At 70.9% G+C, this 22973-nt stretch carries 19 protein-coding genes; 13 read left to right on the forward strand and 6 right to left on the reverse strand.

Annotation, left to right across the window (positions count from 1 at the left end; genetic code table 11):
* Positions 1-13: 13 nt before the first annotated feature.
* On the forward strand, positions 14-1267 hold the full coding sequence (locus IFU11_RS12085; RefSeq protein ID WP_086474942.1) for an Nramp family divalent metal transporter: 1254 nt from the start codon (positions 14-16) through the stop codon (positions 1265-1267).
* Positions 1268-1318: 51 nt separating this feature from the next.
* Here IFU11_RS12085 and IFU11_RS12090 read toward each other — a convergent pair whose 3' ends face one another.
* A complete protein-coding gene (locus tag IFU11_RS12090; RefSeq protein WP_192019072.1) occupies positions 1319-1996 on the reverse strand; it encodes a metal-dependent transcriptional regulator in 678 nt (225 codons plus the stop codon).
* Between the two features lie 171 nt (positions 1997-2167).
* Between IFU11_RS12090 and IFU11_RS12095 the strand changes: the two genes are divergently transcribed.
* From IFU11_RS12095 to IFU11_RS12120, 6 genes are all read left to right on the forward strand, one after another.
* Positions 2168-2476, forward strand: coding sequence for a hypothetical protein (locus IFU11_RS12095; RefSeq protein ID WP_192019073.1), 309 nt, complete (start codon positions 2168-2170; stop codon positions 2474-2476).
* Between the two features lie 194 nt (positions 2477-2670).
* The gene (locus IFU11_RS12100) at positions 2671-4035 is read left to right on the forward strand and encodes a cystathionine beta-synthase (RefSeq protein ID WP_064295706.1); all 1365 of its coding nucleotides are present in this window, start codon (positions 2671-2673) and stop codon (positions 4033-4035) included.
* Positions 4036-4168: 133 nt separating this feature from the next.
* Positions 4169-5347, forward strand: coding sequence for a cystathionine gamma-synthase (locus tag IFU11_RS12105; protein ID WP_071258797.1), 1179 nt, complete (start codon positions 4169-4171; stop codon positions 5345-5347).
* Positions 5348-5508: 161 nt separating this feature from the next.
* Entirely contained in the window at positions 5509-7014 is a 1506-nt protein-coding gene (locus tag IFU11_RS12110) for an MFS transporter (RefSeq protein ID WP_192019074.1), read from the forward strand.
* Between the two features lie 181 nt (positions 7015-7195).
* Positions 7196-7762, forward strand: a complete 567-nt coding sequence (locus IFU11_RS12115) for a DUF1648 domain-containing protein (protein WP_192019075.1) — start codon at positions 7196-7198, stop codon at positions 7760-7762.
* A gap of 116 nt (positions 7763-7878) precedes the next feature.
* Positions 7879-8766 (forward strand): DarT ssDNA thymidine ADP-ribosyltransferase family protein, encoded by an 888-nt coding sequence (locus tag IFU11_RS12120; RefSeq protein ID WP_079706744.1) that lies wholly within the window; start codon positions 7879-7881, stop codon positions 8764-8766.
* A gap of 130 nt (positions 8767-8896) precedes the next feature.
* Here IFU11_RS12120 and IFU11_RS12125 read toward each other — a convergent pair whose 3' ends face one another.
* From IFU11_RS12125 to IFU11_RS12140, 4 genes are read right to left on the reverse strand one after another with little or no spacing between them, the layout of a single operon-like run.
* Complete coding sequence (locus IFU11_RS12125) at positions 8897-9946, reverse strand: LacI family DNA-binding transcriptional regulator (protein ID WP_192019076.1); 1050 nt, start codon at positions 9944-9946, stop codon at positions 8897-8899.
* A gap of 59 nt (positions 9947-10005) precedes the next feature.
* Positions 10006-10944: a sugar phosphate isomerase/epimerase family protein gene (locus tag IFU11_RS12130; RefSeq protein WP_192019077.1), complete on the reverse strand. Its 939-nt coding sequence runs from the start codon at positions 10942-10944 to the stop codon at positions 10006-10008.
* Complete coding sequence (locus tag IFU11_RS12135; RefSeq protein WP_192019078.1) at positions 10941-12128, reverse strand: dihydrodipicolinate synthase family protein; 1188 nt, start codon at positions 12126-12128, stop codon at positions 10941-10943. Before IFU11_RS12135 ends, IFU11_RS12130 begins: the two co-directional genes overlap by 4 nt.
* Positions 12125-13294 (reverse strand): Gfo/Idh/MocA family protein, encoded by a 1170-nt coding sequence (locus IFU11_RS12140; RefSeq protein WP_192019092.1) that lies wholly within the window; start codon positions 13292-13294, stop codon positions 12125-12127. The genes IFU11_RS12135 and IFU11_RS12140 overlap by 4 nt, the downstream gene beginning before the upstream one ends.
* Positions 13295-13652: 358 nt before the next feature.
* Between IFU11_RS12140 and IFU11_RS12145 the strand changes: the two genes are divergently transcribed.
* The 6 genes from IFU11_RS12145 (at position 13653) to IFU11_RS12170 (ending at position 20846) form a co-directional block, all read left to right on the forward strand.
* Complete coding sequence (locus IFU11_RS12145) at positions 13653-14609, forward strand: carbohydrate ABC transporter permease (protein ID WP_371742774.1); 957 nt, start codon at positions 13653-13655, stop codon at positions 14607-14609.
* Entirely contained in the window at positions 14602-15528 is a 927-nt protein-coding gene (locus IFU11_RS12150) for a carbohydrate ABC transporter permease (protein WP_079003233.1), read from the forward strand. Before IFU11_RS12145 ends, IFU11_RS12150 begins: the two co-directional genes overlap by 8 nt.
* Before the next feature lie 117 nt (positions 15529-15645).
* Positions 15646-16959: an ABC transporter substrate-binding protein gene (locus IFU11_RS12155; protein WP_124767322.1), complete on the forward strand. Its 1314-nt coding sequence runs from the start codon at positions 15646-15648 to the stop codon at positions 16957-16959.
* 103 nt (positions 16960-17062) lie between these two features.
* Positions 17063-18010 carry a PmoA family protein gene (locus tag IFU11_RS12160; protein ID WP_371742776.1) on the forward strand — a complete coding sequence of 316 codons (948 nt, stop codon included), beginning with the start codon at positions 17063-17065 and terminating at the stop codon, positions 18008-18010.
* A complete protein-coding gene (locus IFU11_RS12165; protein ID WP_192019080.1) occupies positions 18007-19368 on the forward strand; it encodes a Gfo/Idh/MocA family protein in 1362 nt (453 codons plus the stop codon). Before IFU11_RS12160 ends, IFU11_RS12165 begins: the two co-directional genes overlap by 4 nt.
* Before the next feature lie 209 nt (positions 19369-19577).
* Positions 19578-20846 (forward strand): acetylesterase, encoded by a 1269-nt coding sequence (locus tag IFU11_RS12170; protein ID WP_192019081.1) that lies wholly within the window; start codon positions 19578-19580, stop codon positions 20844-20846.
* A gap of 690 nt (positions 20847-21536) precedes the next feature.
* On the opposite strand, the gene IFU11_RS12175 is transcribed toward IFU11_RS12170, so the two are convergent.
* On the reverse strand, positions 21537-22973 hold a 1437-nt coding region (locus IFU11_RS12175; RefSeq protein ID WP_192019082.1), incomplete at its 5' end, for an aldehyde dehydrogenase (NADP(+)).

The raw sequence follows: 22973 nt of genomic DNA on the forward strand, positions 1-22973 counted from the left end.
CGGTGTTGCTAACATGGCCGACGTGACCACTGACCTCACCGCTCCGACGACCCGCGCACCCCGCGGACCACGACTCCTGTTCCTCCTCGGGCCCGCCTTCGTGGCGGCGATCGCCTACGTCGATCCCGGGAACGTCGCGGCGAACCTCACGGCGGGAGCCCAGTACGGCTACCTGCTCGTCTGGGTGCTCGTCGCCGCGAACGCGATGGCCGTGCTCGTCCAGTACCTCTCCGCCAAGCTCGGCCTCGTCACCGGGCAGAGCCTGCCCGAGCTGCTCGGCTCGCGACTGCGCACCGGGCCGCGTCGGCTCTACTGGGTGCAGGCGGAACTCGTCGCCGCCGCGACCGACCTCGCCGAAGTGATCGGCGGCGCCGTGGCGCTGTACCTGCTGTTCGGGATCCCGCTCGTGCTCGGCGGCGTCATCGTCGGGGTCTTCTCGATCGTGCTCCTCGCCGTGCAGAACCGGTACGGCCAGCGGCACTTCGAGTTCGCGATCCTGACGCTCCTCGCCGTCATCGCCGTCGGCTTCCTCGCCGGCCTGTTCGTCAGTCCCGTCGACTGGGGTGCCGCGGCCGGTGGCCTCGTGCCGCGGTTCGAGGGCACGGCGACGGTCCTGCTCGCCGCGAGCATGCTGGGCGCGACGGTCATGCCGCACGCGATCTACCTCCACTCCTCACTCAGCCGGGACCGGCACGGCGTCCAGACGAGCGACGGTGCCATCCGTCGGCTCATCGTGGCGACCCGCTGGGACGTCGCCGCGGCACTCGTCCTCGCCGGAGCGGTGAACATCGCGATGCTCCTGCTCGCGGCCGCGTCGCTCGGCGGCGTCGAGGGGACGGACTCGATCGAGGGGGCGCACGCGGCGATCACCGCGGCGCTCGGGCCGGTCATCGGCGTGATCTTCGCCATCGGGCTGCTCGCCTCGGGGCTCGCATCGACGTCGGTGGGTGCCTACGCGGGAGCCGCGATCATGGGTGGGCTCCTCAAGGTGCGCATCCCGTTGCTCGCCCGACGCGTGATCACGCTCATCCCGGCGCTCGTCATCCTGGCGGCGGGCATCGACCCGACCACCGCGCTCGTGCTGAGCCAGGTGTTCCTCAGCCTCGGGATCCCCTTCGCGCTCATCCCGCTCGTGCGCTACACGGGCGACCGGCGGATCATGGGTGTCCACGTCGACCAGCTCGCCACCCGGGTGTTCGCCTGGATCGTGGTCGCGCTCATCGTCACGCTGAACGTCGCGCTCATCGTGCTCACGTTCTTCGGGTGATCCGCCCGGCGGTTCACCCGCCCGACCCTGGGCGAACGGAGAGGGCGGCGGTCAGGCGGTGACCGTCACCCACACCGCATCCGCGGCGAGCCGACCGAGGGTGAGGCGCGTGCCGGTCGCGGTGAGCCGGAGTTCCAACTCGCCCGCGAACGCACGGTGGTCGTCCACGCTGAGTTCGGTGTCGAGGACGATGCCGAGGGTGCTCAGGTGGCGGAGGGTCTCCGGGTCGGCGTCCGAGATGCGGCACACCATGAGCGGGCTGTCGGACGGCGCCTCGTTCAACCGGACCGCGTCCGGGCGGTGCGGGGTGCCGTCGGCAGAGGGGATCGGGTCGCCGTGCGGATCGCGGATCGGGTGGCCGAGCGCGGCGTCGATGCGCTCGATCATCGTGTCGCTCGCCGCGTGCTCGAGGATCTCCGCCTCGTCGTGGACCTCGTCCCAGCCGTAGCCGAGCATCTCGACGAGGAAGGTCTCGATGAGCCGGTGTCGCCGCACCATCGCGACCGCGTGCGCCTGCCCGGCGGGGGTGAGCTCGATGCTGCCGTAGGGCTCGTGCACGACGAGTCCCTGGGCGGCGAGTCGCTTCACGGCGTCGGAGGCGGTCGCGGGACGGACACCCATGCGATCCGCGAGCAGCTTGACGGTGGCCGACTCGTCGGCCCACTCGGAGGTCGTCCAGATCGTCTTGAGGTAGTCCTGGGAGACGGCGGAGAGGCCGGAGACGGTCATGCCTCCAGTCTAGGGAGCGCGGTGCGCGTCCATCATGCGGCCGTCGGCAGGCCACCGGGTGTTCACGCCCGCCTGGCAGAATGGGCACCGGCACCCCCGAACAGGGCACCCGACTGCTACGGTCGAGTCCTCGCACCCGCGAACACCGATCCATCCGACGAGAAGGGCCACGTGATGTCCCAGGCGCTGCGCACCTCGACCGCACGGCTCGGATCCGGCGCGCGTGCCACGCTCGAACTCGTCGCCGCGGCCATGGCGGGCGAAGGCCACCTGGACGCACCCGGGGCGGACGGGACACCGCGTCGTCGCCCGGTCGAGCTCGCGCTGCGCCGGCTGCCGGCGCTCGTCGCGGTGCTGCTGCTCGCCGCGGTCGTGCTCACGGCCATCGGTGTCCTCATGGTGCTGACCCTCGCCGTCCGGCTGGTGTCCTCGGCTGTCTCGGCACTCGGTCCGCGGCAGCGACTCGTCGCGATCCACTGACGTCGGATCGGCCCCGTCATCCGGCTGCGTTCCCTGCACTCGCCGGGTAGGGTGGTCTGCATGCGTCTCCGCCTGTCGTGTTCCTGCTGTCCCCGCTGAACCGTCCCTGCCGGGATGCCGCCTCAGCCGCCCCAGCCATCCGGTGACGCACGCGAGAGTCGTGCGGTGACGCACCACAGGAACAGATTGCAGACATGAACTACGCAGACTCCGTCCTCGATCTCATCGGGAACACGCCCCTCGTCAAGCTCAACCGGGTCACCGAGGGCATCGCGGCCACCGTGCTCGTCAAGGTCGAGTACCTCAACCCGGGCGGCTCCTCGAAGGACCGGATCGCGACGCGCATCATCGACGCCGCCGAGGCGTCGGGCGACCTCAAGCCGGGCGGCACGATCGTCGAGCCGACCTCCGGCAACACCGGTGTCGGCCTCGCCCTCGTCGCCCAGCAGCGCGGGTACCGCTGCGTGTTCGTCCTGCCCGACAAGGTCGGCGAGGACAAGCGGAACGTGCTCACCGCCTACGGTGCGGAGATCGTCGTCACGCCCACCTCCGTCGCTCCCGACAGCCCCGACTCGTACTACAGCGTGTCCGACCGCCTCACCGCCGAGATCCCGGGCGCGTTCAAGCCCAACCAGTACGCGAACCCGAACGGGCCGCGCAGCCACTACGAGTCGACCGGTCCCGAGATCTGGCGCGACACCGAGGGCGAGATCACCCACTTCGTCGCGGGCGTCGGCACCGGAGGCACCATCTCCGGGACGGGCAAGTACCTCAAGGAGGTCTCCGAGGGCGGCGTGCGCATCATCGGCGCAGACCCGGAGGGCTCCGTCTACTCGGGCGGCACCGGGCGTCCATACCTCGTCGAGGGCGTCGGCGAGGACTTCTGGCCGACCGCGTACGACCCCTCCATCCCCGACGAGATCATCGCCGTCACCGACGCCGAGTCGTTCGCGATGACACGTCGCCTCGCCCGCGAAGAAGGACTGCTCGTGGGCGGCTCCAGCGGCATGGCGGTCCAGGCGGCCCTCGTCGCGGCGCGCGACCTCCCGGCGTCGGCCGTGGTCGTCGTCCTCCTGCCCGACGGCGGGCGCGGCTACCTCGGCAAGATCTTCAACGACTCCTGGCTGCAGTCCTACGGCTTCAGCGAGGTCGCCGACGACCGCACGGTGGGCGACATCCTCCGTGGCAAGGGCTCGGAGATGCCGGACCTCGTGCACGTGCACCCGAGCGACACCGTCCGCGACGTCGTCGACATCATGACCGAGTACGGCGTCTCGCAGCTCCCGGTGCTGAGCGCCGAGCCGCCCGTGGTGATGGGCGAGGTCGTCGGTGCGATCGACGAGGCCAGCCTCATGGACGCCGTCTTCAGCGGCGCGGCCAAGATGAACGACGCCGCGAGCGCGTTCGTCGGCGACCCGCTGCCGCTCATCGGTCTCGGTGAGTCCATCCCGGCGGCGCGCGCGGCACTCGGTTCCGCCCCGGCGTTCCTCGTCACCGACGGTGGCAAGCCGATCGGCGTCATCACGCGGCACGACCTCCTCACCTACCTGGCGGGTTGAGCGTGGGCGGCATGCAGGTCGTGTGGGCGGAGTCCGGGCGATGTCCCGACCACGCCCGACCCCGGTGACCGGGCCAGTCCGACCGGTCGCCCACCCCGACACCTCCCCGAATCCTGAACCGAAAGAGTCACCCATGAGCAAGCACGACCACGGCTTCGCCACCCGCAGCATCCACGCCGGACAGGAGTTCGACCCCACCACCGGGGCGATCATCCCGCCGATCTACCAGACGTCGACCTTCGTCCAGGACGGCGTCGGCGGGCTCCGCGGCGGCTACGAGTACAGCCGCTCCGCCAACCCGACCCGCACGGCGCTCGAGACGCAGCTCGCCGCGCTCGAGGGTGCGAAGCACGGCTTCTCCTTCGCCTCCGGCCTCGCCGCCGAGGACGCGCTCATCCGCACGGCCCTCCGCCCCGGCGACCACATCGTCATCGGCAACGACGTCTACGGCGGTACTTACCGGCTGATCAACCGGGTGCACGGCGCCTGGGGCATCGAGCACACGGTCGTGGACCTCGGCGACCTCGCGGCCGTCGAAGCGGCGATCATCCCGGGCCGCACGAAGTTGCTGTGGGTCGAGACGCCGAGCAACCCGCTCATGAAGATCAGCGACATCGCGGCACTCGCGGCCCTCGCGCACCGCCACGAGGTGCTCTCCGTCGTGGACAACACCTTCGCCTCGCCGGCGCTGCAGCAGCCGCTCTCGCTCGGGGCCGACATCGTCGTGCACTCGACGACCAAGTACCTCGGCGGTCACTCCGACGTCCTCGGTGGCGCCATCATCATGAACGACGACGAGCTCGCCGAGCAGCTCGGCTTCGTGCAGTTCGCCGCGGGCGCGGTCTCGGCCCCGCTCGACGCGTGGCTCACGACCCGCGGCATCAAGACCCTCGCGGTGCGCATGCGCCAGCACAGCGCGAACGCGCAGGCGATCGCGGAGTTCCTCGACGGCCACGCCGCCGTCGAGCGCGTCTACTACCCGGGCCTCGAGAGCCACCCCGGTCACGAGCTCGCCGCCCGCCAGATGTCCGGGTTCGGCGGCATGCTGTCGCTCGCGCTCGTCGGTGGCCCGGCTGCAGCCACGCGCCTCGTCGAGAAGACGAAACTCTTCGCGCTCGCCGAGTCGCTCGGTGGCGTCGAGTCGCTCATCGGCCTGCCGGCGCAGATGACGCACGCCTCGGTGAAGGGCACGGAGCTGGCTGTCCCCGAGAACGTCGTCCGGCTGTCGGTCGGCATCGAGGACGTCGCCGACCTCATCGCCGACCTCGACCGCGCGCTCGCGAAGGTCCTGAAGGCGAGCGCCAAGCACTAGCGGGCGGTCCCGGCTCGTTCGCAATTCAGGAAGGCTGCGGCGCGCCCTGCGCCCGAACCCGTCGATCGGCGACGGCGCGCCGGGCACGTCCTGAATGGTGAACGGGCAGGGGTTCGTCAGCGCTTGACCTCAAGTCACGTTGAGGTTCTAGGCTCGGAATCGTGACCACAGCGACGACCCCCGAGCCCACGACCGGAGCCGACCCGACGCCCCGCGACCGCGGGATCTTCAGCCGCCGGTTCGTCCTCGTCACCATCGGTGCGTGCGCGCTCGTGTTCCTCGGCGCCTTCGAGTCCCTCGCCGTCACGACGATCATGCCGCTCGTGAGCGGGGAACTCGACGGCGAGCAGCTCTACGCGCTCGCCTTCGCCGGCCCGCTCGCCGTCAGTGTCATCGGCATGGTCGCCGCGGGCTCGGTCGCCGACCGCATCGGTCCGGTCCAGCCGCTGCTCGCGTCAGTCGTCCTGTTCCTCGTCGGTCTCCTCCTGGCCGGAACCGCGACCACCATGTGGGCCGTCGTCGCCGGACGCCTCGTCCAGAGCCTCGGTTCGGGAGCGATGACCGTCGCCCTGTACGTCCTCGTCGCCCGCATCTACCCACCGGCCCTGCACCCGCGGATCTTCGCCGGGTTCGCGGCCGCCTGGGTCGTCCCCTCCCTGATCGGGCCGTTCCTCGCCGGGGTGGTCGCCGAGCGGTTCAGCTGGCACTGGGTCTTCCTCGGGGTCGTCGGCCTCGTGGTCGTCGCGACGCTCCTCCTCCTGCCGGCCCTCCGGATGCTGCGGGCCTCCGCAACCGAGCGCGCCGAGCGGCAGGCCGCCGAGCAGGAGTCGGCGAAGGATGGCGGCGAGGCAGCCCCCGTCGCGCGGACGGGCGCGGAGCTGCGTCGACTCGGCTGGGCGGTGCTCGTCGCGGCGGCGGTCCTCGCGGTCAACCTCTCGACGGAGTTCTCGGGATGGACCGCCTGGGCGCTCCCGGTCGTCGGTGCCGTGGTCGCGATCCTCGCCCTCCGACCACTCATCCCGCTCGGCACGCTCACCGCACGCCGCGGGCTCCCGACGGTCATCCTGGTGCGCGGACTGACCTCCGCCGCGTTCTTCGGCGCCGAGGTGTACGTGCCGTACCTGCTGACCCGCGAGCACGGGCTCACGCCGGCGCTCGCCGGACTCGCGCTTACCGGTGGTGCGATCGCGTGGTCGCTGTCGTCCTGGTTGCAGGGGCGCCTCGGGGACCGACTGTCGAATGCGAACGCCGTGCAGATCGGGTCGTCGCTCGTCACGGTCGCCGTCGCGATCGCCCTGTCCGCAGCCCTCGTCGGCCTGCCACCGGCGGTGCCGATCGTCGCCTGGGTGGTGAGCGGTGGCGGCATGGGCCTCATGTTCCCGCGACTCAGCGTCATGACGCTCGCCTACTCCGACGAGCGCTCGCAGGGGTTCAACAGTGCGGCGATGTCCATCGGCGACGCGATCGGCGGTGCCCTCGCGCTCGCGGCGACCGGGCTGGCGTTCACGGCGCTCGACGGCTCCGGGGCATTCGCCGGGCTGGGCTGGATCGCTCCCGGCGGAATCGCGTTCGCCGGGTGCTTCGCGATCGCGCTGGTCGCCGGTGTCGCGGCGGTCGTCGTCGCGCGTCGGGTGAGCCGACCAGCGGAGCCAGGCTCGACCGGGTGAACCGAGACGCCGTCGCCTGGGTAGTGCTGCGGTGCGTGGGGGGTAGCGTCGCCCACGCATCGCTGCAGTGTCCAGGCGGCGGACCCGAGGTCGACCGCGATGCATCGGGTATGATTGACGCAGATATTCTGCGGGTCCACGACATGCGTCGTCAGTTGCGCTCGCCCAGATGAGGAGCGCCATGCAGGACCCGACGATCGCCCGCCCCGCACGGCCCGTGCGGCGGCCGCCCGTCTGGCCGCATCTCGTCGCACTCGTCATCGTCGCGGCGACGCTGGTCATCGGCCTGGTGGTGTACCCGTCCGCTCCTGATCCGATGCCGGTGCACTTCGACGCCGCGCTCCAGCCGGACGCCTGGGCGGACAAGAGCATCGGCGGGTTCCTGCTCCCAATCATCATCGGCGCCGTGGTCGTGGCGATCTTCTGGATCATCGCCGCCTGCCTGCCGCTCACCGGAACGACGCGATCGGACGACGGCCCCCACACATCGGCCACTGCATCGACGTGGTCCACGCAACTGTCGCCTCGTCCCGAGGTGACGGCGGCCACGACGGCGGCCACGATGCGGCTGCTGGGCGACATGTCGATCGCGACTGCCGCGCTCATCGCCGTCGTCGCACTCACCACCTGGCTCGGCGTGCCCGCGTGGATGGCGCCCTGGCTGCTCCCGGTGCTGATGGCGGGGTTCTTCGGATCACTCGCCGTGTCGTGCGTCCGGGTGTTCCGGGCGCAGCGCAGGCTCGGTTGACGGCGCCCACGTCCACGAGGGGTGCCGAAGCCGCGTACCCTTGATGCGTACGTCTCGGCTCGTCCCCCCAGTGACCCGCTCCTCGTGTCTCGGAGCCGGACTGCAGAAGGACTCTCTTGAGCGACGAATGCAAACACGGTTTCGACAACGGCCTCTGCGCGACCTGCTTCCCGCCGCCGCCCCGCGAGGTGCCGGTCGCTGAACCACCCGCTCCCAAGGTCCGTCGGTCGACGGTCGCGCCCTCGCTCCGCGAGCCGGCCCCGACCCGCGTGCGGACCGCGGCCACCGCGAAGACGGTGACGAAGGCGGCGGCCGCCCTCCCCGTCGTGCGTGTCGGCGAGCAGCGGCTCTACCACGTCACCCACATCCGCAACCTCGAGCGCATCCTCGAGACCGGCAGCATCCTGCCGGTGGCATCCCCGGCGCTCCCCGACGGACCGGTCGTCGACATCGCCGCCGCGAGCCACCGCGAAGCGCGACGGACGATGGTCCTCGCCGGCACCGACGACCTCACGCCCGCCGATTTCGTCCCGTTCTTCCTGACCCCGGACGCCGACCTCTGGGCGGGAATCCGCGCGGGTGAGCACGACGTCCGGCTGTCCGCCGAGGCGTTCGCGTCGTCGGTCAACGACTACGTCGTGCTCGTCACCACGATCGACGGCGCAGCCGTGCACCCGGGCGAGTTCGACGCCGACACCGGCCGGCCCTCCCGCGCGCGGGTCGTGGTCGCCGACGGTGACGCCTCCCATGTGCTCACGAGCATCGGCGCGAACGCGATGACCGCCGACCGCATGGTGCAGCGCTTCGCGACCGACGAAGATCCCGCGGCCCTCCGACGCGCCGAGGTGCTCGTCGCCGACGCCGTGCCGTTCGACCGCGTCACCGTGATCGGCGTCGCGACGGTCAACGTCCGCGAGCACGTCAAGCGACTCGTCGCCGGCGCCGGCCACCGCACCAAGGTCGCCGCCTACACCCCCTGGTTCCAGGAGCACGTCGCCGAGTAGGCGAAGCGTCACCGCGTTCACAATTCAGGACGCCTCCGGCGAGCCGACCTCACCTCCACACCGGTTGCGGGCGGCTCGCCGTGGCGTTCCTGAATTGCGAACAGGACAGGACAGGCCGGGACCGGACGGGTCAGGCGCGCGGCGGCGTGCTCTCGCGGAGGAGGACCGTCGCGCCGACGGGCTCCGTCGTCGTGCTGTCCGTCGCCGGGTCGAGCGCCAGCCGCACGGCGTGCTCACCGACCGCCTCGAGCGGCACGGCGACCGTGGTGAGCGCCGGGGTGACGTCGCGGGAGGTCGCGATGTCGTCGTAGCCGGCGACCGCGAGGTCCTCGGGAAGGCGGAGTCCGGCCGCGCGGAACGCCGACATCGCCCCGATCGCCATCACGTCGTTGACGGCGAAGACCAGGTCGACGTCGTCGAGTCCCAGCTGCAGGAGCTCGGCGGCGCCTTGGCGCCCGCCGTCGCGGGTGAACTCGGCCCGGACGACCCGCGATGGATGGATCGCGATGCCGTGCTCGGCCAAACCCTCCGCGAACCCGCTCACGCGCTCGCGGGAGGTGAGCAGGCGGTCGTCGCCGGCGATGACGGCGAACCGTCGGTACCCGGCACCGACGAGTTCCCGGGCCAGCTCGCGGGCACCGGTCGCGTTGCCGAGCTGCACCGTGGCGAACGGGAGCGTCCGCTGCGAGACGAGGACCACGCGCCCGCCTGTCGACTCGTAGGCCGCGAGCTCATCCGACAGCCGGTGCTCCGACGCGACCCCGTCCCAGCGACTGCCCGTCAGGATGATGGCACGTGGCCGCTGCCCGCGGAGCACCCGCACGAGTTCGAGTTCACGCTCGTGGTCGCGGTGCGTGACGGCCATGGTCGTGGCGATGCGCTGCTCGTCGGCCGCGCGGATGGCCCCGGCCGCGATGGACGAGAAGTACGGGTCGGCGATGTCGCTGACGAGGAGCGAGATCGTCGACGACAGCCCCTTCGCGACCGCCTGGGCCGACAGGTTCGGCGTGTAGTTCAGGCGGAGCGCGGCGTCGAGGACCCGCCGACGGAACGTCTCGTTGACCGTCCGGGTGCTCCCGTTGAGCGCGCGCGACGCGGTGGCGAGGGAGACCCCCGCCTCACGGGCGACGTCGTGCAGCGTCGGTGGGACCGGCGTCGACCGGTGCTCGTCGACCGACATGGCGCTCCTTCGTACTGGCGGCTGCTGAGACACACTCTGCCACAGGGCGGCCGCGGCGATCAGGGGTGGTGGATCGCGTCGTCGTCGTGGTCGAGGTGCGGGACGACCGTCGCCTGGAACGCGTCGACGGTGCGATCGACCACCTGCTGGAACGGGCTGTCCCAGATGTCCTGGTTGAAGAGCTCGACCTCGATGTCGCCCGTGTAGCCCGCCGCCTCGACGGCACGGGTGAGCGAGCCGAAGTCGACGACGCCGTCACCCGGATAGTGCCGGGAGAGGAGGACGTCCGCGGCGAGCGGCGTCGCCCAGTCGCACGCCTGGTAGCTGGAGATCCGACCGGTCGCGCCCGCGCGGGCGATCTGCTCGAGCACCTGCGGGTCCCACCAGATGTGGAAGGTGTCGACGACCACCCCGACGGCCTCCGGAGCGAACTGCTCCGCGATGTCGAGGGCCTGACCGAGGGTCGAGACGACCGCGCGGTCCGAGGCGTACATCGGATGCAGCGGCTCGATCGCGAGCTGCACGCCGGACTCGAGCGCGTGGTCGGTGAGTTCACCGATCGCGTCTCGGACGAGCTCGCGGGCGCCGATGAGGTCACGGGATCCGGCCGGGAGGCCGCCGACCACGAGGACGAGCGCGGGGGCGCCCAGGGCGGCGGCTTCATCGATCGCGGTCCGGTTGTCGTCGATCGACGTCCGGCGAGTCGGACCCTCGGGCATGGTGAAGAAGCCACCTCGGCACAGGCTCGAGACGCGCAGGCCGCTGTCCGTGAGGAGGCTCGCCGAGGCTGCGACGCCGTACTCCTGCACGGGCTCGCGCCAGGCGCCGAAGCTCGTGACGCCGGCCGCCGTGACGGCTGCGACCGCCTCCGGGAGTGTGGCGTACTTGATCGTGGCCTGGTTGACCGAGAGTCGCGGGTGCGGGGTGGTACTGCCGCCCGCCGGTCCCTGAGCCTGTCCCGCCGGTCCCTGAGCTTGTCGAAGGGCGGTGGTGCTCATCGGGCTCCTCCCGCCGTGGTCAGCGTGCCGACGACACCGGCCGTGCGCAGCAGGCCCGTCCAACGCTCGGCGGCGAGCTCCGGGTGCTCGAGTGTCCCGGCCGCGTCGGCGAGGCGCACGATCTCCGACAGGTGCGGCAGGCTCCGGGCCGCGTGCAAGCCGCCGACCATCGAGAACGCCGGCTGGTGGCCGTTCAACCAGCTGAGGAAGGCGATGCCCGTCTTGTAGTAGTAGGTCGGCGCGGCGAAGATCTGCCGCGACAGGGCCTCGGTTGGTCGGAGGATCCGCTCGTAGGCGGCCGGGTCGCCGGCGTCGAGCGCTTGGATCGCGGCGGACGCGGCCGGAGCGATCGCGGTGAACGCGCCGAGCAGGGCGTCGGAGTGTCCGACGGCGTCACCGGCGATGAGGTCGACGTAGTTGAAGTCGTCACCCGTGAACATCGTCGTGCCGGCCGGGAGTCGACGTCGGACGGCGATCTCCGCGTCGGCGTCGAGCAGGCTCATCTTGACCCCGGCGACGTGGTCGACGTGGTCGGTCATGATGCGCAGCAGCGTGTCCGAGGCCTCGGCGACGTCACTTGAGCCGAAGTAGCCCTCCAGGCTCGGGTCGAACGCCGTGCCGAGCCAGTGCAGGACCACCGGCGACTGCGCGGCCGACAGGACCCGGTCGTAGACGCGACGGTAGTCGTCGGCGGACTGCGCGGCCCTCGCCAGGTGTCGGCTGGCCATGAGCACGGTACCGGCGCCCGCGTCCTCGGCGAACGCGAGTTGTTCGAGGTAGGCGTCGGCGACCGCGTCGAGCGAGACGGTCTCGTCGGTGAGGTGGTCGGTGTTGACGCCGACGACGAGCGCGCCGCCGACGGAGGCGGCCTCGGCGGCGCTCCGGGTGATCAGCTCGCGCGTGGCGGCGGCGTCGAGCCCCATGTTCCGCTGGGCGGTGTCCATCGCGTCCGCGACGCCGAGGCCGTACGACCACACGTGGTGGCGGTAGGCGAGCGTCGCGTCCCAGTCGAGCTCGGCGGGCGCGCCCGGCACGTTGTCGCCCCAGGCCGTCGGGACGACGTGCGCCGCGGCGTAGGCGGTGCGGCTCGTCAGGGGAGTGGTCGGCCGCTCGGCCACGACGGGCTCGCGGAGTTCCAGCGCGGTGACCGTGCCGTCGGTCGAGAGCAGCGGGACGGACGTCATCGTGCGACCGAGGCCTCGAGCGACGCCAGCTCCTCGTCCGCGCCGGCGATGTCGCCCGCGCTTCCGAGCGTCACCTCGGGCAGGTCGAGGCGGCGACCGGTGCGCGAGCTCTCGAGGCCGAGCTCCGCGAGCAGGACGCCGCGCGCGCCGGCGAGCAGGTCGTACTCGTAGGGGCCGTCCTCGACGACGTGGCGGAGGAACTCCTCCCACTGCGTCTTGAACCCGTTCTCGAACACGTCGTTCGTCGGCACGTCCTGCCAGTCGCCCGCGTAGTCGTGATCGTCGGCGAGGTCGGGGTTCCACACCGGCTTCGGCGTCACGTTCCGCGGCTGCACCTTGCAGCCGAAGAGACCGGCGACGGCGGAGCCATGCGTACCGTCGACCTGGAACTGCACGAGCTCGTCGCGGTCGACGCGCACCGTCCAGCTCGAGTTGAGCTGGGCGATGACGCCGCCCTCGAGCTCGAAGACCCCGTAGGCGGCGTCGTCGGCGGTGGCCGCGTAGGCCTCGCCCCGCTCGTCGAAGCGCTCGGGGATGTGCGTCGTCGCCCTCGCGTACACGGACTCGACCCGACCGAAGAGGTTCTCGAGCACGTAGCTCCAGTGCGGGAACATGTCGACGACGATGCCGCCGCCGTCCTCGGCGCGGTAGTTCCAGCTCGGGCGCTGCGCCGGCTGCCAGTCGCCCTCGAACACCCAGTAGCCGAACTCGCCACGGACGGAGAGGATCCGACCGAAGAAGCCCGAGTCGATGAGGCGCTTGAGCTTGCGCAGCCCCGGCAGGTAGAGCTTGTCGTGCACGACGCCGTTCTTCACACCGGCCTCGGCGGCGAGGCGTGCGAGTTCCAGCGCCTCCTCGAAGGTCTCCGCCGTCGGCTTCTCGGTGTAGATGGTCTTGCCGGCCGCGATCGCCTTGCGCAGTGCGGTGGCGCGGGCCTTCGTGACGAGGAAGTCGGCGTAGACGTCCCAGCGGGGGTCGGCGAGGACCGCGTCGAGGTCGGTCGAGGTGTGCTCGATGCCATGCCGCGTGGCGAGCTCGTCGAGGGTCACCTGGTTGCGGCCGACGAGGATCAACTCGATCTGGCGGCGGGTGCCGTCGGACAGCTGCACACCGCCCTGCTCCTGGATGGCCAGCAGCGACCGCACGAGGTGCTGCCGATAGCCCATGCGCCCGGTGGCGCCGTTGACGATGATCCCGATGGTCTGCTCTGACACGGTGGCTCTTCCTCTGGTTCGTGTTCCGGTCCCGGCGGCCGCGGGCCATCCGGAAAGCGTTTACCGGGTCACTGTAGAACGGCGTGCGGGGCCAAGGCAAGCGTTCGAACCGATTCGGTCGCAGGTGATCACGGATCGGACACGGATGCGGATTGAATCGTTGCATCGTCCGACGGGGCCGTGATAGAACTTGATGCAGCTCAGCCGGGAAACGCTTTCCGGGAAGTCATCAACGACGATCGACAAGGAGGTCCGACGTGGTCCGTGCAACTCCAGGAGCGCCCAGGACGACACTCGCGAGGGGTGTTCGGTGAGCGCGCTCGGCGAGCTCCGCAAGCTCAGCGCCGGCAAACGCCCGCAGACGGCGGCTGAGAAGGCCTTCATCAAGAAGGACAACCGCCGCGACAACAAGGCCGCCTACCTGTTCCTCCTCCCGTGGCTCATCGGGCTCGCCGTCATCACCGTCGGCCCGATGGTCGCCTCGCTCGCGCTGTCCTTCACGAAGTACAACCTGCTGCAGGCGCCGAAGTTCATCGGCCTGGACAACTTCATCCGCATGATGGGCGACGAGCGGCTCCACAACTCGCTCGGTGTCACCTTCGTGTACGTCTTCGTCTCGGTGCCGCTCCAGCTCGCCGCGGCGCTGGCCCTGGCCGCCCTGCTCGACCGCGGTCTCCGCGGCCTCGCGATCTACCGGTCCGTGTACTACCTGCCGTCGCTCCTCGGCTCCTCCGTCGCCATCGCGGTGCTGTGGAAGCAGGTGTTCGGCGGCGAAGGCCTCGTGAACCAGTTCGTCGCGATCTTCGGGATCGAAGGCCGCAGCTGGATCGCCGACCCATCGACCGCCCTCTCGACCCTCATCACGCTCAACGTGTGGACCTTCGGCGCACCGATGGTGATCTTCCTCGCCGGTCTCCGCCAGATCCCCGTCATGTACCACGAGGCGGCGCAGATGGACGGCGCGACGAAGTGGCAGCGCTTCACCAAGATCACCCTGCCGCTGCTCACCCCGATCATCTTCTTCAACCTCGTGCTGCAGATCATCCACGCGTTCCAGGCCTTCACGCAGGCCTTCATCGTGTCGGGCGGAACGGGCGGCCCGGCCGACTCGACGCTGTTCTACACGCTGTACCTCTACAACCGCGGCTTCTCGAACTTCGACATGGGCTACGCCTCGGCCATGGCCTGGTTCCTGCTCCTCATCATCGGAGTCTTCACCGCGATCAACTTCTGGGCCTCGAAATACTGGGTGAACTACGATGACTGACACGCTGACCACACGGTCCATCACGACGGACAGCAAGAACCGCAGTCGCGAGGCCAAGGAGGCCGAACGCCAGTACCGCCGCGCTCGTGGCTGGTCGCCCTGGAAGTCGGTCCTGAAGCACATCGGCCTCATCCTCGTCGGCTTCATCATGCTCTACCCGGTGATCTGGCTCGTCGTCTCCTCGCTCCGCCCGACGGAGGAGATCTTCCGGAACCCCGGCATCGTCCTCGACAGCTTCGAGGTGAGCAACTACAGCGAGGGCTGGAACACCCTTTCCGAGCCGTTCCACGTGTTCCTGCTGAACTCCGTGCTCATCGTCCTCGGGTGCATCGTCGGCAACCTCGTGTCCTGCTCGATGGCCGCCTACGCCTTCGCCCGACTGAAGTTCAGCGGCAAGCGCTGGTGGTTCGCGGCGATGCTCATGACGCTCATGCTGCCGATCCACGTGATCATCGTGCCGCAGTACATCATGTTCTCCCAGCTCGGCTTCGTGAACACGTACCTGCCGCTGATCCTGCCGAAGATCCTCGCGACCGACGCGTTCTTCGTCTTCCTCATGGTGCAGTTCATCCGCGGCATCCCGAAGGAACTCGACGAGGCGGCACGCATCGACGGTTGCGGCCACCCCCGCATCTTCGGGGTCATCATCCTGCCGCTCATGGTGCCGGCGCTCGCGACGACCGCCATCTTCACCTTCATCTGGACGTGGAACGACTTCTTCAGTCAGCTCCTGTACCTGACGAAACCGGAGATGTACACGGTGCCGCTCGCCCTGCGGGCGTTCATGGACGCGCAATCCTCCACCTCATGGGGGCCGATGTTCGCCATGAGTGTCGTCTCGCTCCTACCGATCTTCCTCGTCTTCCTGTTCGGTCAGCGGTTCCTGTTGAAGGGCATCGCGACGACCGGCGGCAAGTGAGGCCCGACCCACCGACCAGCACCACCGCAGCACCCGCACCAGACCACCAGCACCAGACCCAGCACCACCGGATCCAGCAGCTCCGGATCCGGATCGATCGATTCGAAAGGGAACAGCATGAGCATCAGCAAGCACGGCAGAGCCGCCGGCTTCATCGCGACGGGAGCCGTCGCAGCCCTCCTCCTCGCCGGCTGCAGCGCCGGGGGCGACGCCGCCACCGAACTGTCCGACGAGCCCGTCACCCTCCGCTTCACCTGGTGGGGCAACGACGCCCGCACGGCGGCGACCCAGGAGGTCATCGCGGCCTTCGAGAAGGAGTATCCGAACATCACCATCGAGCCGCAGTTCACGGACTGGGCCGGCTACTGGGACAAGCTCGCCACCGAGACGGCGGCGAACGACACCCCCGACATCATCCAGATGGACGAGAAGTACATCGCCACCTACGGCGACCGGGGCGCGCTCCTCGACCTCAACACGGTCACCGACCAGCTCGACCTCGGCGACTTCCCCAAGGAGACGCTGACGTCCGGCACGGTCAACGACTCGCTCTACGGCGTCCCCTCGGGCATCACGAGCTACTCCTTCGTCGTGAACCCCGACCTCCTCGCCTCGGCCGGCATCGAGATGCCCGACGACGAGACCTGGACGTGGGACGACTTCACCGAGCTGAGCGAGCAGGTCTCGGCAGCCGGCGGCGGATCGATCTACGGCTTCCAGCCCTTCGGCTTCGAGGACGGCGGCCTCAACAACTGGGCCCGTCAGCACGGCGACGAGCTGTACAACGACAAGGGCGAGGTGTCCATCAAGCCGGAGACCCTGTCCTCCTGGTGGACCTACCTCCTCGACCTCGTGAACGCGGGAGCGACGCCGTCGCCCTCCGCGATCATCGAGAAGCAGGCCGGTGGGCTCGCCGAGTCCTTCACCGCGACCAACTCGGCTGCGTTCGCCCCCTGGTGGAACAGCCAGCTGACGGCCCTGACCGAGGCGAGCGGTTCGCCGCTCGAGCTCCTGCGGGTGCCGACGGTGGACGGCGGCGCCGATGGTTCCGCGTACTACAAGCCGTCGATGTACTGGTCGGCGTCCGCCCGGACCGAGCACCCTGCCGAGGCGGCGCTGTTCATCGACTTCCTCGCCAACAGCGAGACCGCGGCCGACTCGCTCCTCACCGAGCGCGGCGTCCCGGCCAACACGAAGATCCGCGAGTACATCACGCCGAAGCTGGCGGAGACCGACCAGGCGGTCGTCGAGTTCCTCGACGGGCTCGCCGACGACATCGGTGAGCCGCCGACCGTCACGCCCGCCGGTGGCAGTGCGATCGAGGCGCTCGTGAAGCAGTACACCGAGCAGGTCCTCTTCGGGAAGAACACGCCCGACCAGGCCGCCGAGGGGTTCATCAAGGACCTCAAGGCCGCGGTCGCAGCCGGCTGACCCGCCACAGCCCCTCGACCGGCTCGGTGAACGACGTCCGTTCCCCGANGAACACCGCCCCCGTCCGACCGGTCTCGCGCTGACGCACGAGATCGGTTCGGCCATCACCGTCCACCTCGACGGGACCGACATCTTGCGGTACACCTACCGTCCGGACACGGTCCAGCGAGAGTCGCCCAAGCCGTACCTGCACCCCGTGCGGACGGCCGGCGGCGCACTCGTGACCCTGGCCAGACCGCACGACCACGTCTGGCACACCGGGATCGCCTGGGCGCTGCCGCACGTCGGCGACGACAACTTCTGGGGCGGCCCGACCTTCACCGGGACCGCCTACGAACAACTCGCGAACAACGGCCGCTCCGAACACGTCGCCGTCACGGACCTCCGCGCCGACCCGGGCGAGGTGCGGTTCGCGCACACGCTCGCCTGGATCACGGAGGACGGTCGGCACGTCGTCGACGAGGAGCGCGCGCTCACGGTGCGACCGGCCGCCGGGGACTGGACGCTGACCTTCGAGACCCGGATGCGCAACGTCTCCGGCCGTGCCCTGTCCATCGGGTCGCCCACGACGAAGGGGCGGGAGAACGCCGGCTACGGCGGGCTGTTCTGGCGGGGCCCGCGATCCTTCACCGGGGGCACCCTGCACACCCCCGCCGGAAGCGGCGGCGAGGAACTCCGCGGCACCCGCCACGCGTGGATGGGGTTCACCGGCCTCCACGACGGAACGGCCGCGGCGTCGAGCATCGTCATCGTCGACGACGTGCGGAACCCGGCGCACCCGCCGCAATGGTTCGCGCGCACCGAGGAGTTCGCCGGTCTCTGTCCGGCCCCGTTCTTCAGCGAGGAGCTGCCGTTCGGCGCCGACGAGACCCTCGCGTTCCGCTACGCCGTCGTCGTCGCCGACGGTCCAGCCGGGGATGGCCGGGCCGCTGCGCTCGCCGCATCCGGTCGAGACGCGCTCGAACGGTCGCGTTCGGGCCGTGCCGACCACCACGACAGCGCGCCCATCACCACGCCGGCCGCACCGACCCGGAAGGACCCACGCGCATGACCACGACCCGCGAACGCTACGCCCTCATCGGCACCGGACACCGCTCGCAGATGTACCTCGACGCCATCACCGGCCCGCACGCCGACGTCGCCGAGCTCGTCGCCTGGAGCGACAGCAACCCCGGCCGGCTCGACCACTACGAGACGGTCCTCGCCGGGCAGGGTGTCCCGCTGCCGGCTCGATACGGCCCGGAGGACGTCGAGCGGCTCATCGCCGAGCAACGCGTCGACCGGGTGATCGTGACGACCCCCGACTTCACGCACGCCGAGATCGTCTCGCGCGCGCTCCTCGCCGGTGCCGACGTCGTCGTCGAGAAGCCGCTCACCATCGACCGCGAGGGCGTCGAGCGCATCGCGGCGGCCGTCGCCGAGAGCGGCCGGAACGTCGTGACGACCTTCAACTACCGCTACAGCCCGCGCAACTCGGAGCTGCGCCGCATCGTGCAGGACGGCGGGATCGGACGGGTGACGAGCGTGCACTTCGAGTGGGTGCTCGACACCGTGCACGGCGCCGACTACTTCCGCCGCTGGCACCGTGAGAAGGAGCACTCCGGCGGGCTCCTCATCCACAAGGCGTCGCACCACTTCGACCTCGTCAATTGGTGGATCGGGGCTCGGCCGGCCTCCGTCTACGCCACCGGCGGGCTCCGCTTCTACGGTGACGCCAACGCGGCCGAGCGCGGGCTCGCGGCGCGTCCAGAGCGTGGATCGGTACCGGACGACGCCGAGGCGGCGGCTCGTGAGCGCCCGAACGACCCGTTCGCCCTCGACCTGCGCGACGACCCTCGGCTCGAGTCGCTCTACCTGCAGGCCGAGCAGCACGACGGGTACCTGCGCGACCGCGACGTCTTCTCGCCCGGGATCGACATCGAGGACAACCTGTCCGTCCTCGTCGAGTACGACGGCGGCGCCTCGCTCAGCTACTCCCTGAACGCCCATGCACCGTGGGAGGGGTACCGCGTCGCCGTCAACGGGACGGAGGGCAGGGTCGAGCTCGAGGTCGTGGAGCGCGCCGCCGTGCTCGTGGGGGCCGACGGGCGCGTCGTCCTCGATCCGAGCCTGAGCGGCGACGGCGAGACCGCGGACGGCGCCGCGTCCGTCGCGCCGGTGCGCTCGCGCGGGGAACGCCTCGTGCTGCAACGCCACTGGGAGGAGGCCCGCGAGATCGAGATCCCCGAGGGCGTCGGCGGACACGGCGGCGGCGACGCGTTCCTGCTGCGGCACCTCTTCGACCGCGTCACCGAGGACGAACTGGGACGGCCCGCCGGCTACGACGACGGCGTCCGGGCGATCTCGGTCGGCATCGCCGGGAACGAGTCGCTGCTGACCGGGCGTCCGGTCGCGACGATCGCGCCGTGAGCCGCGGCCCGGAGGCCGGGTCCGGCTCAGGCGCCGGCGCTGACTCGGACGTCGGATCGACGCCGGCCGCTGAGCCGGTGACCGAGCCCGCCCAGATCACCGAGTCTGTTCCGGTCGCTCAGTCTGTTCCGGCCGCTGAGTCTGTTCCGGTCGCCGAGCCTGTCGATGTTCGGTCCCGGACAATGTCGGTCCCGGCCCCGGATGCTGCCTTGCGGGACGGTCCCGTATCGGTCGGCGTCCCGGTCGCTGGCCACGTCCCGGTCACCGAGTTCGTCGAGGTGCGGTCCCGACCGGTCACACCTCCACCTGCGCGCGACCCCGGTCTGCGGGCGCTCGCCGCCCGGTTCCGCGAGTCGATCCGGGGCGTCAGTACTGCAGACGGATCGCTCGACGCCACGCGCACGCGCCTCGCCGAGGTCCTCGGTGTCTTCCCACGACCGGCGCAGCCCGAACCGCCCGAGGAGCTCGGCAGCTGGACCCGCGACGGCGTCGACGGGGTCGAACTCCGCTGGTCGACCGGGTTCGGCGCGTCGACGTCGGCGTGGCTCCTACGGCCGGCCGGCGAGACGGGCGTGCTCCCGGGTGCGGTGGCGCTGCACGACCACGGTGGGTTCACACGCGTCGGGCGGGAGAAACTCGCTGACGGACCCGATGGTGTCCCTGCCACCTCGGCCGTCACGCGCGAGGAGTTGCAGGCGTTCCGCGACCGCTACTACGGAGGCCGCGCCGTCGCGTCCGACCTCGCGCGCGACGGGTTCACCGTGCTCGTCCACGATGCGTTCGGGTGGGGATCCCGGCGGATCCCGGACGAGGCCGTCGCCGAACGTTTCCATCGGACCGCCGACCTGCAGCTCGCCGGCCGTCGGGCTGAGTCGATCCGACGCGGGATGGAGGTCGCGGCGGTGTCGCTCGGGCAGCGGTCCGAGCTCCTCGCGACGGCCAACGAGCCGCAGCTCGCGAAGGAGCTGGGCGTCCTGGGCACCTCGCTCGCCGGTCTCATCCTCCGCGACGACCTCATTGCGCTCGACCAGCTGGCGGCCGTGTGCGGGGTCCGTTCCGGAGCCGTCGCGTGCGTCGGTCTCTCCGGTGGCGGTGCCCGGGCCGTTCTGCTCGCAGCCATGGACGACCGGATCCGTGCTGCCGGCGTGGTCGCGATGATGTCGACGTTCGACGGTGTGCTCGACGGGCACGCCGATCAGCACTCGTGGTCGTTCCTTTCACCGGGGCTGTCGCGCGTCGGTGACTGGCCGGAGCTCGCATCCCTGCGCCCCCGCTTGCCGCTGCTCGTCCAGTACGCCGAGCGCGACGAGCTCTTCGAGCCGGCGGGCATGCGTGAAGCGCACGCGATCCTCACGGAGCGGTACCGGGTCGGCGCCGAGCACTCGGCCTACACGGGCACGTTCCACGACGAACCGCACAGTTGGTCGGCACCGATGCAGGCCGGGCTGCGCGCCTGGCTCGCCGCCGCCCTCGCCTGACTCGCCCTGGTGCCGTCCCCAACTCAGGAGTCGTCCGGTGTGTCGTGCCCGGGCTGGAGCGGCGCGCCGGGGGAGTCCTGAGTTGGGGACGGTGGTCACGGTGTTCGCAATTCAGGATGGTTGCGGTGTGTTGGGGTGTGGGACGGGGCTGGGTGGGTGGCGCGCCGGGTGCGTCCTGAGTTGTGAACGTGGGCGGTGGAGTGTCCCCAACTCAGGAGACGTTTGGTGTGTCGTACCCGGGCTGGAGCGGCGCGCCGGGGGAGTCCTGAGTTGGGGACGGTGGTCGCGGTGTTCGCAATTCAGGACGGGTGCGGTGTGTCAGGCCCGGGGCGGGCGCTGGGGTGGGTGGCGCGCCGGGTGGGTCCTGAGTTGTGAACAGGGGTGGGTGTGGGCGGTGGGGTGTCCCCAACTCAGGAGACATTTGGTGTGTCGTACCCGGGCTGGAGCGGCGCGCCGGGGGAGTCCTGAGTTGGGGACGGTGGTCACGGTGTTCGCAGTTCAGGACGGTTGCGGCGTGTCGGGCCCGGGGCGGGCGCTGGGGTGGGTGGCGCGCCGGGTGGGTCCTGAGTTGTGAACAGGGGTGGGTGTGGGCGGTGGGGTGTCCCCAACTCAGGAGACGTCCGGTGTGTCGGGGCTGGGCTGGGGCGGCACGCCGGGGGAGTCCTGAGTTGGGGACGGACAGGACGCTGGTCAGGCGCGGGCTGGGACGGGGAGTTCGAGGGCGCCGTCGACGCGGCGGGGTAGACCGAGCGGGTTCGCTTCGTGCAGGGCCTCGGGGAGCACGCGCTCGGGTGCGTCCTGGTAGACGATCGGACGCTGGAAGCGGCGCACTGCCGACGCACCCACCGAGGTGTGGAGCGAGGTCGTCGCCGGCCACGGTCCGCCGTGGTGCTGCGCCCAGCCCACTGCGACACCCGTCGGCCAGCCCCCGAAGAGCACCCGGCCGGCGATCGGCTCGAGCCGTGACACGAGACCGGCGATGTCCTCACCGGGCGCGGCGTGCACGGTCGCCGTGAGCGCGCCACCGACCTCGGCCAGGACCGCGTGCAGCTCGGTGTCGTCCGCGACCTCGATGACGAGCGTCGCCGGCCCGAAGATCTCCTCGAGCAGGACCTCGGGCGCGTCGAGGACCGTCGCGGCGGTGGTCGCGAGGACGGTCGGAACGCCGGAACCCGCAGCCGCCGTCTCGCCGCCGAGGAGCGTCCGCACCCCGGGATGGCCGGCGGCGCGAGCGGTACCCGCGGCATAGGCCTCGGCGATGCCCGGCGTCAGCATGCGCCCGGCGACGGCGTCCGCCGCGGCCTGCGCGACGAGCTCGGCGAACCCACTGCCGCTCGGCACGAGGACGAGACCGGGGTTCGTGCAGAACTGCCCCACCCCGAGCGTGAAGGACGCCGCCAGCCCGCGAGCGAGGTCACGCGCCGCTTCGCCCTGCAGTGCGGCCTCGGTGATGACGACCGGGTTCGTGCTGCCGAGCTCGCCGTAGAACGGGATCGGGGCCGGCCGCTGCGACGCGAGGTCGAACAGGGCGCGCCCGCCGGTGAGTGAGCCGGTGAACCCGACCGCGGTGATCACCGGGTGCTGCACGAGGGCGGTGCCCTGCTCACGACCCTCGACGAGCGCGAACGTGCCGTCCGGGGCACCCGCCGTGTGCAACGCCTCGGTGACGATCGCCGCGGTCAGTCGCGAGAGCCGCGGGTGGGCGGAGTGCGCCTTCACGACCACCGGACATCCGGCCGCCAGCGCCGACGCCGTGTCGCCGCCGGCCACCGAGAACGCGAACGGGAAGTTCGACGCGCTGAAGACCGCCACCGGCCCCGTCGGCCGAAGCATCCGTCGCAGCTCCGGCTTGGGCGGGGTGGCGGAGGCGTCGGCGTGGTCGATGACGACCTCGAGGAAGGCACCGTCGCGGAGGACGGCGGCGAACAGCCGCAGCTGGCCCGTCGTCCGCGCGACCTCGCCTGTGAGGCGCGCGGTCCCGAGGTGGGACTCCTCGTCGGCCAGGGCGACGAGCTCGTCGACCCGTCCGTCGAGGGCATCGGCGACGGCCTCGAGCCAGGCGGCGCGCGTTGAGGGCGCGGCGGAGGCGAGCTCGGAGGACGCCGCGGCTGCTGCCGCGGCGACCTC

Origin of the sequence: Plantibacter sp. CFBP 8804 (assembly GCF_014841225.1) — a bacterium.
GTDB lineage: Bacteria > Actinomycetota > Actinomycetes > Actinomycetales > Microbacteriaceae > Plantibacter > Plantibacter auratus.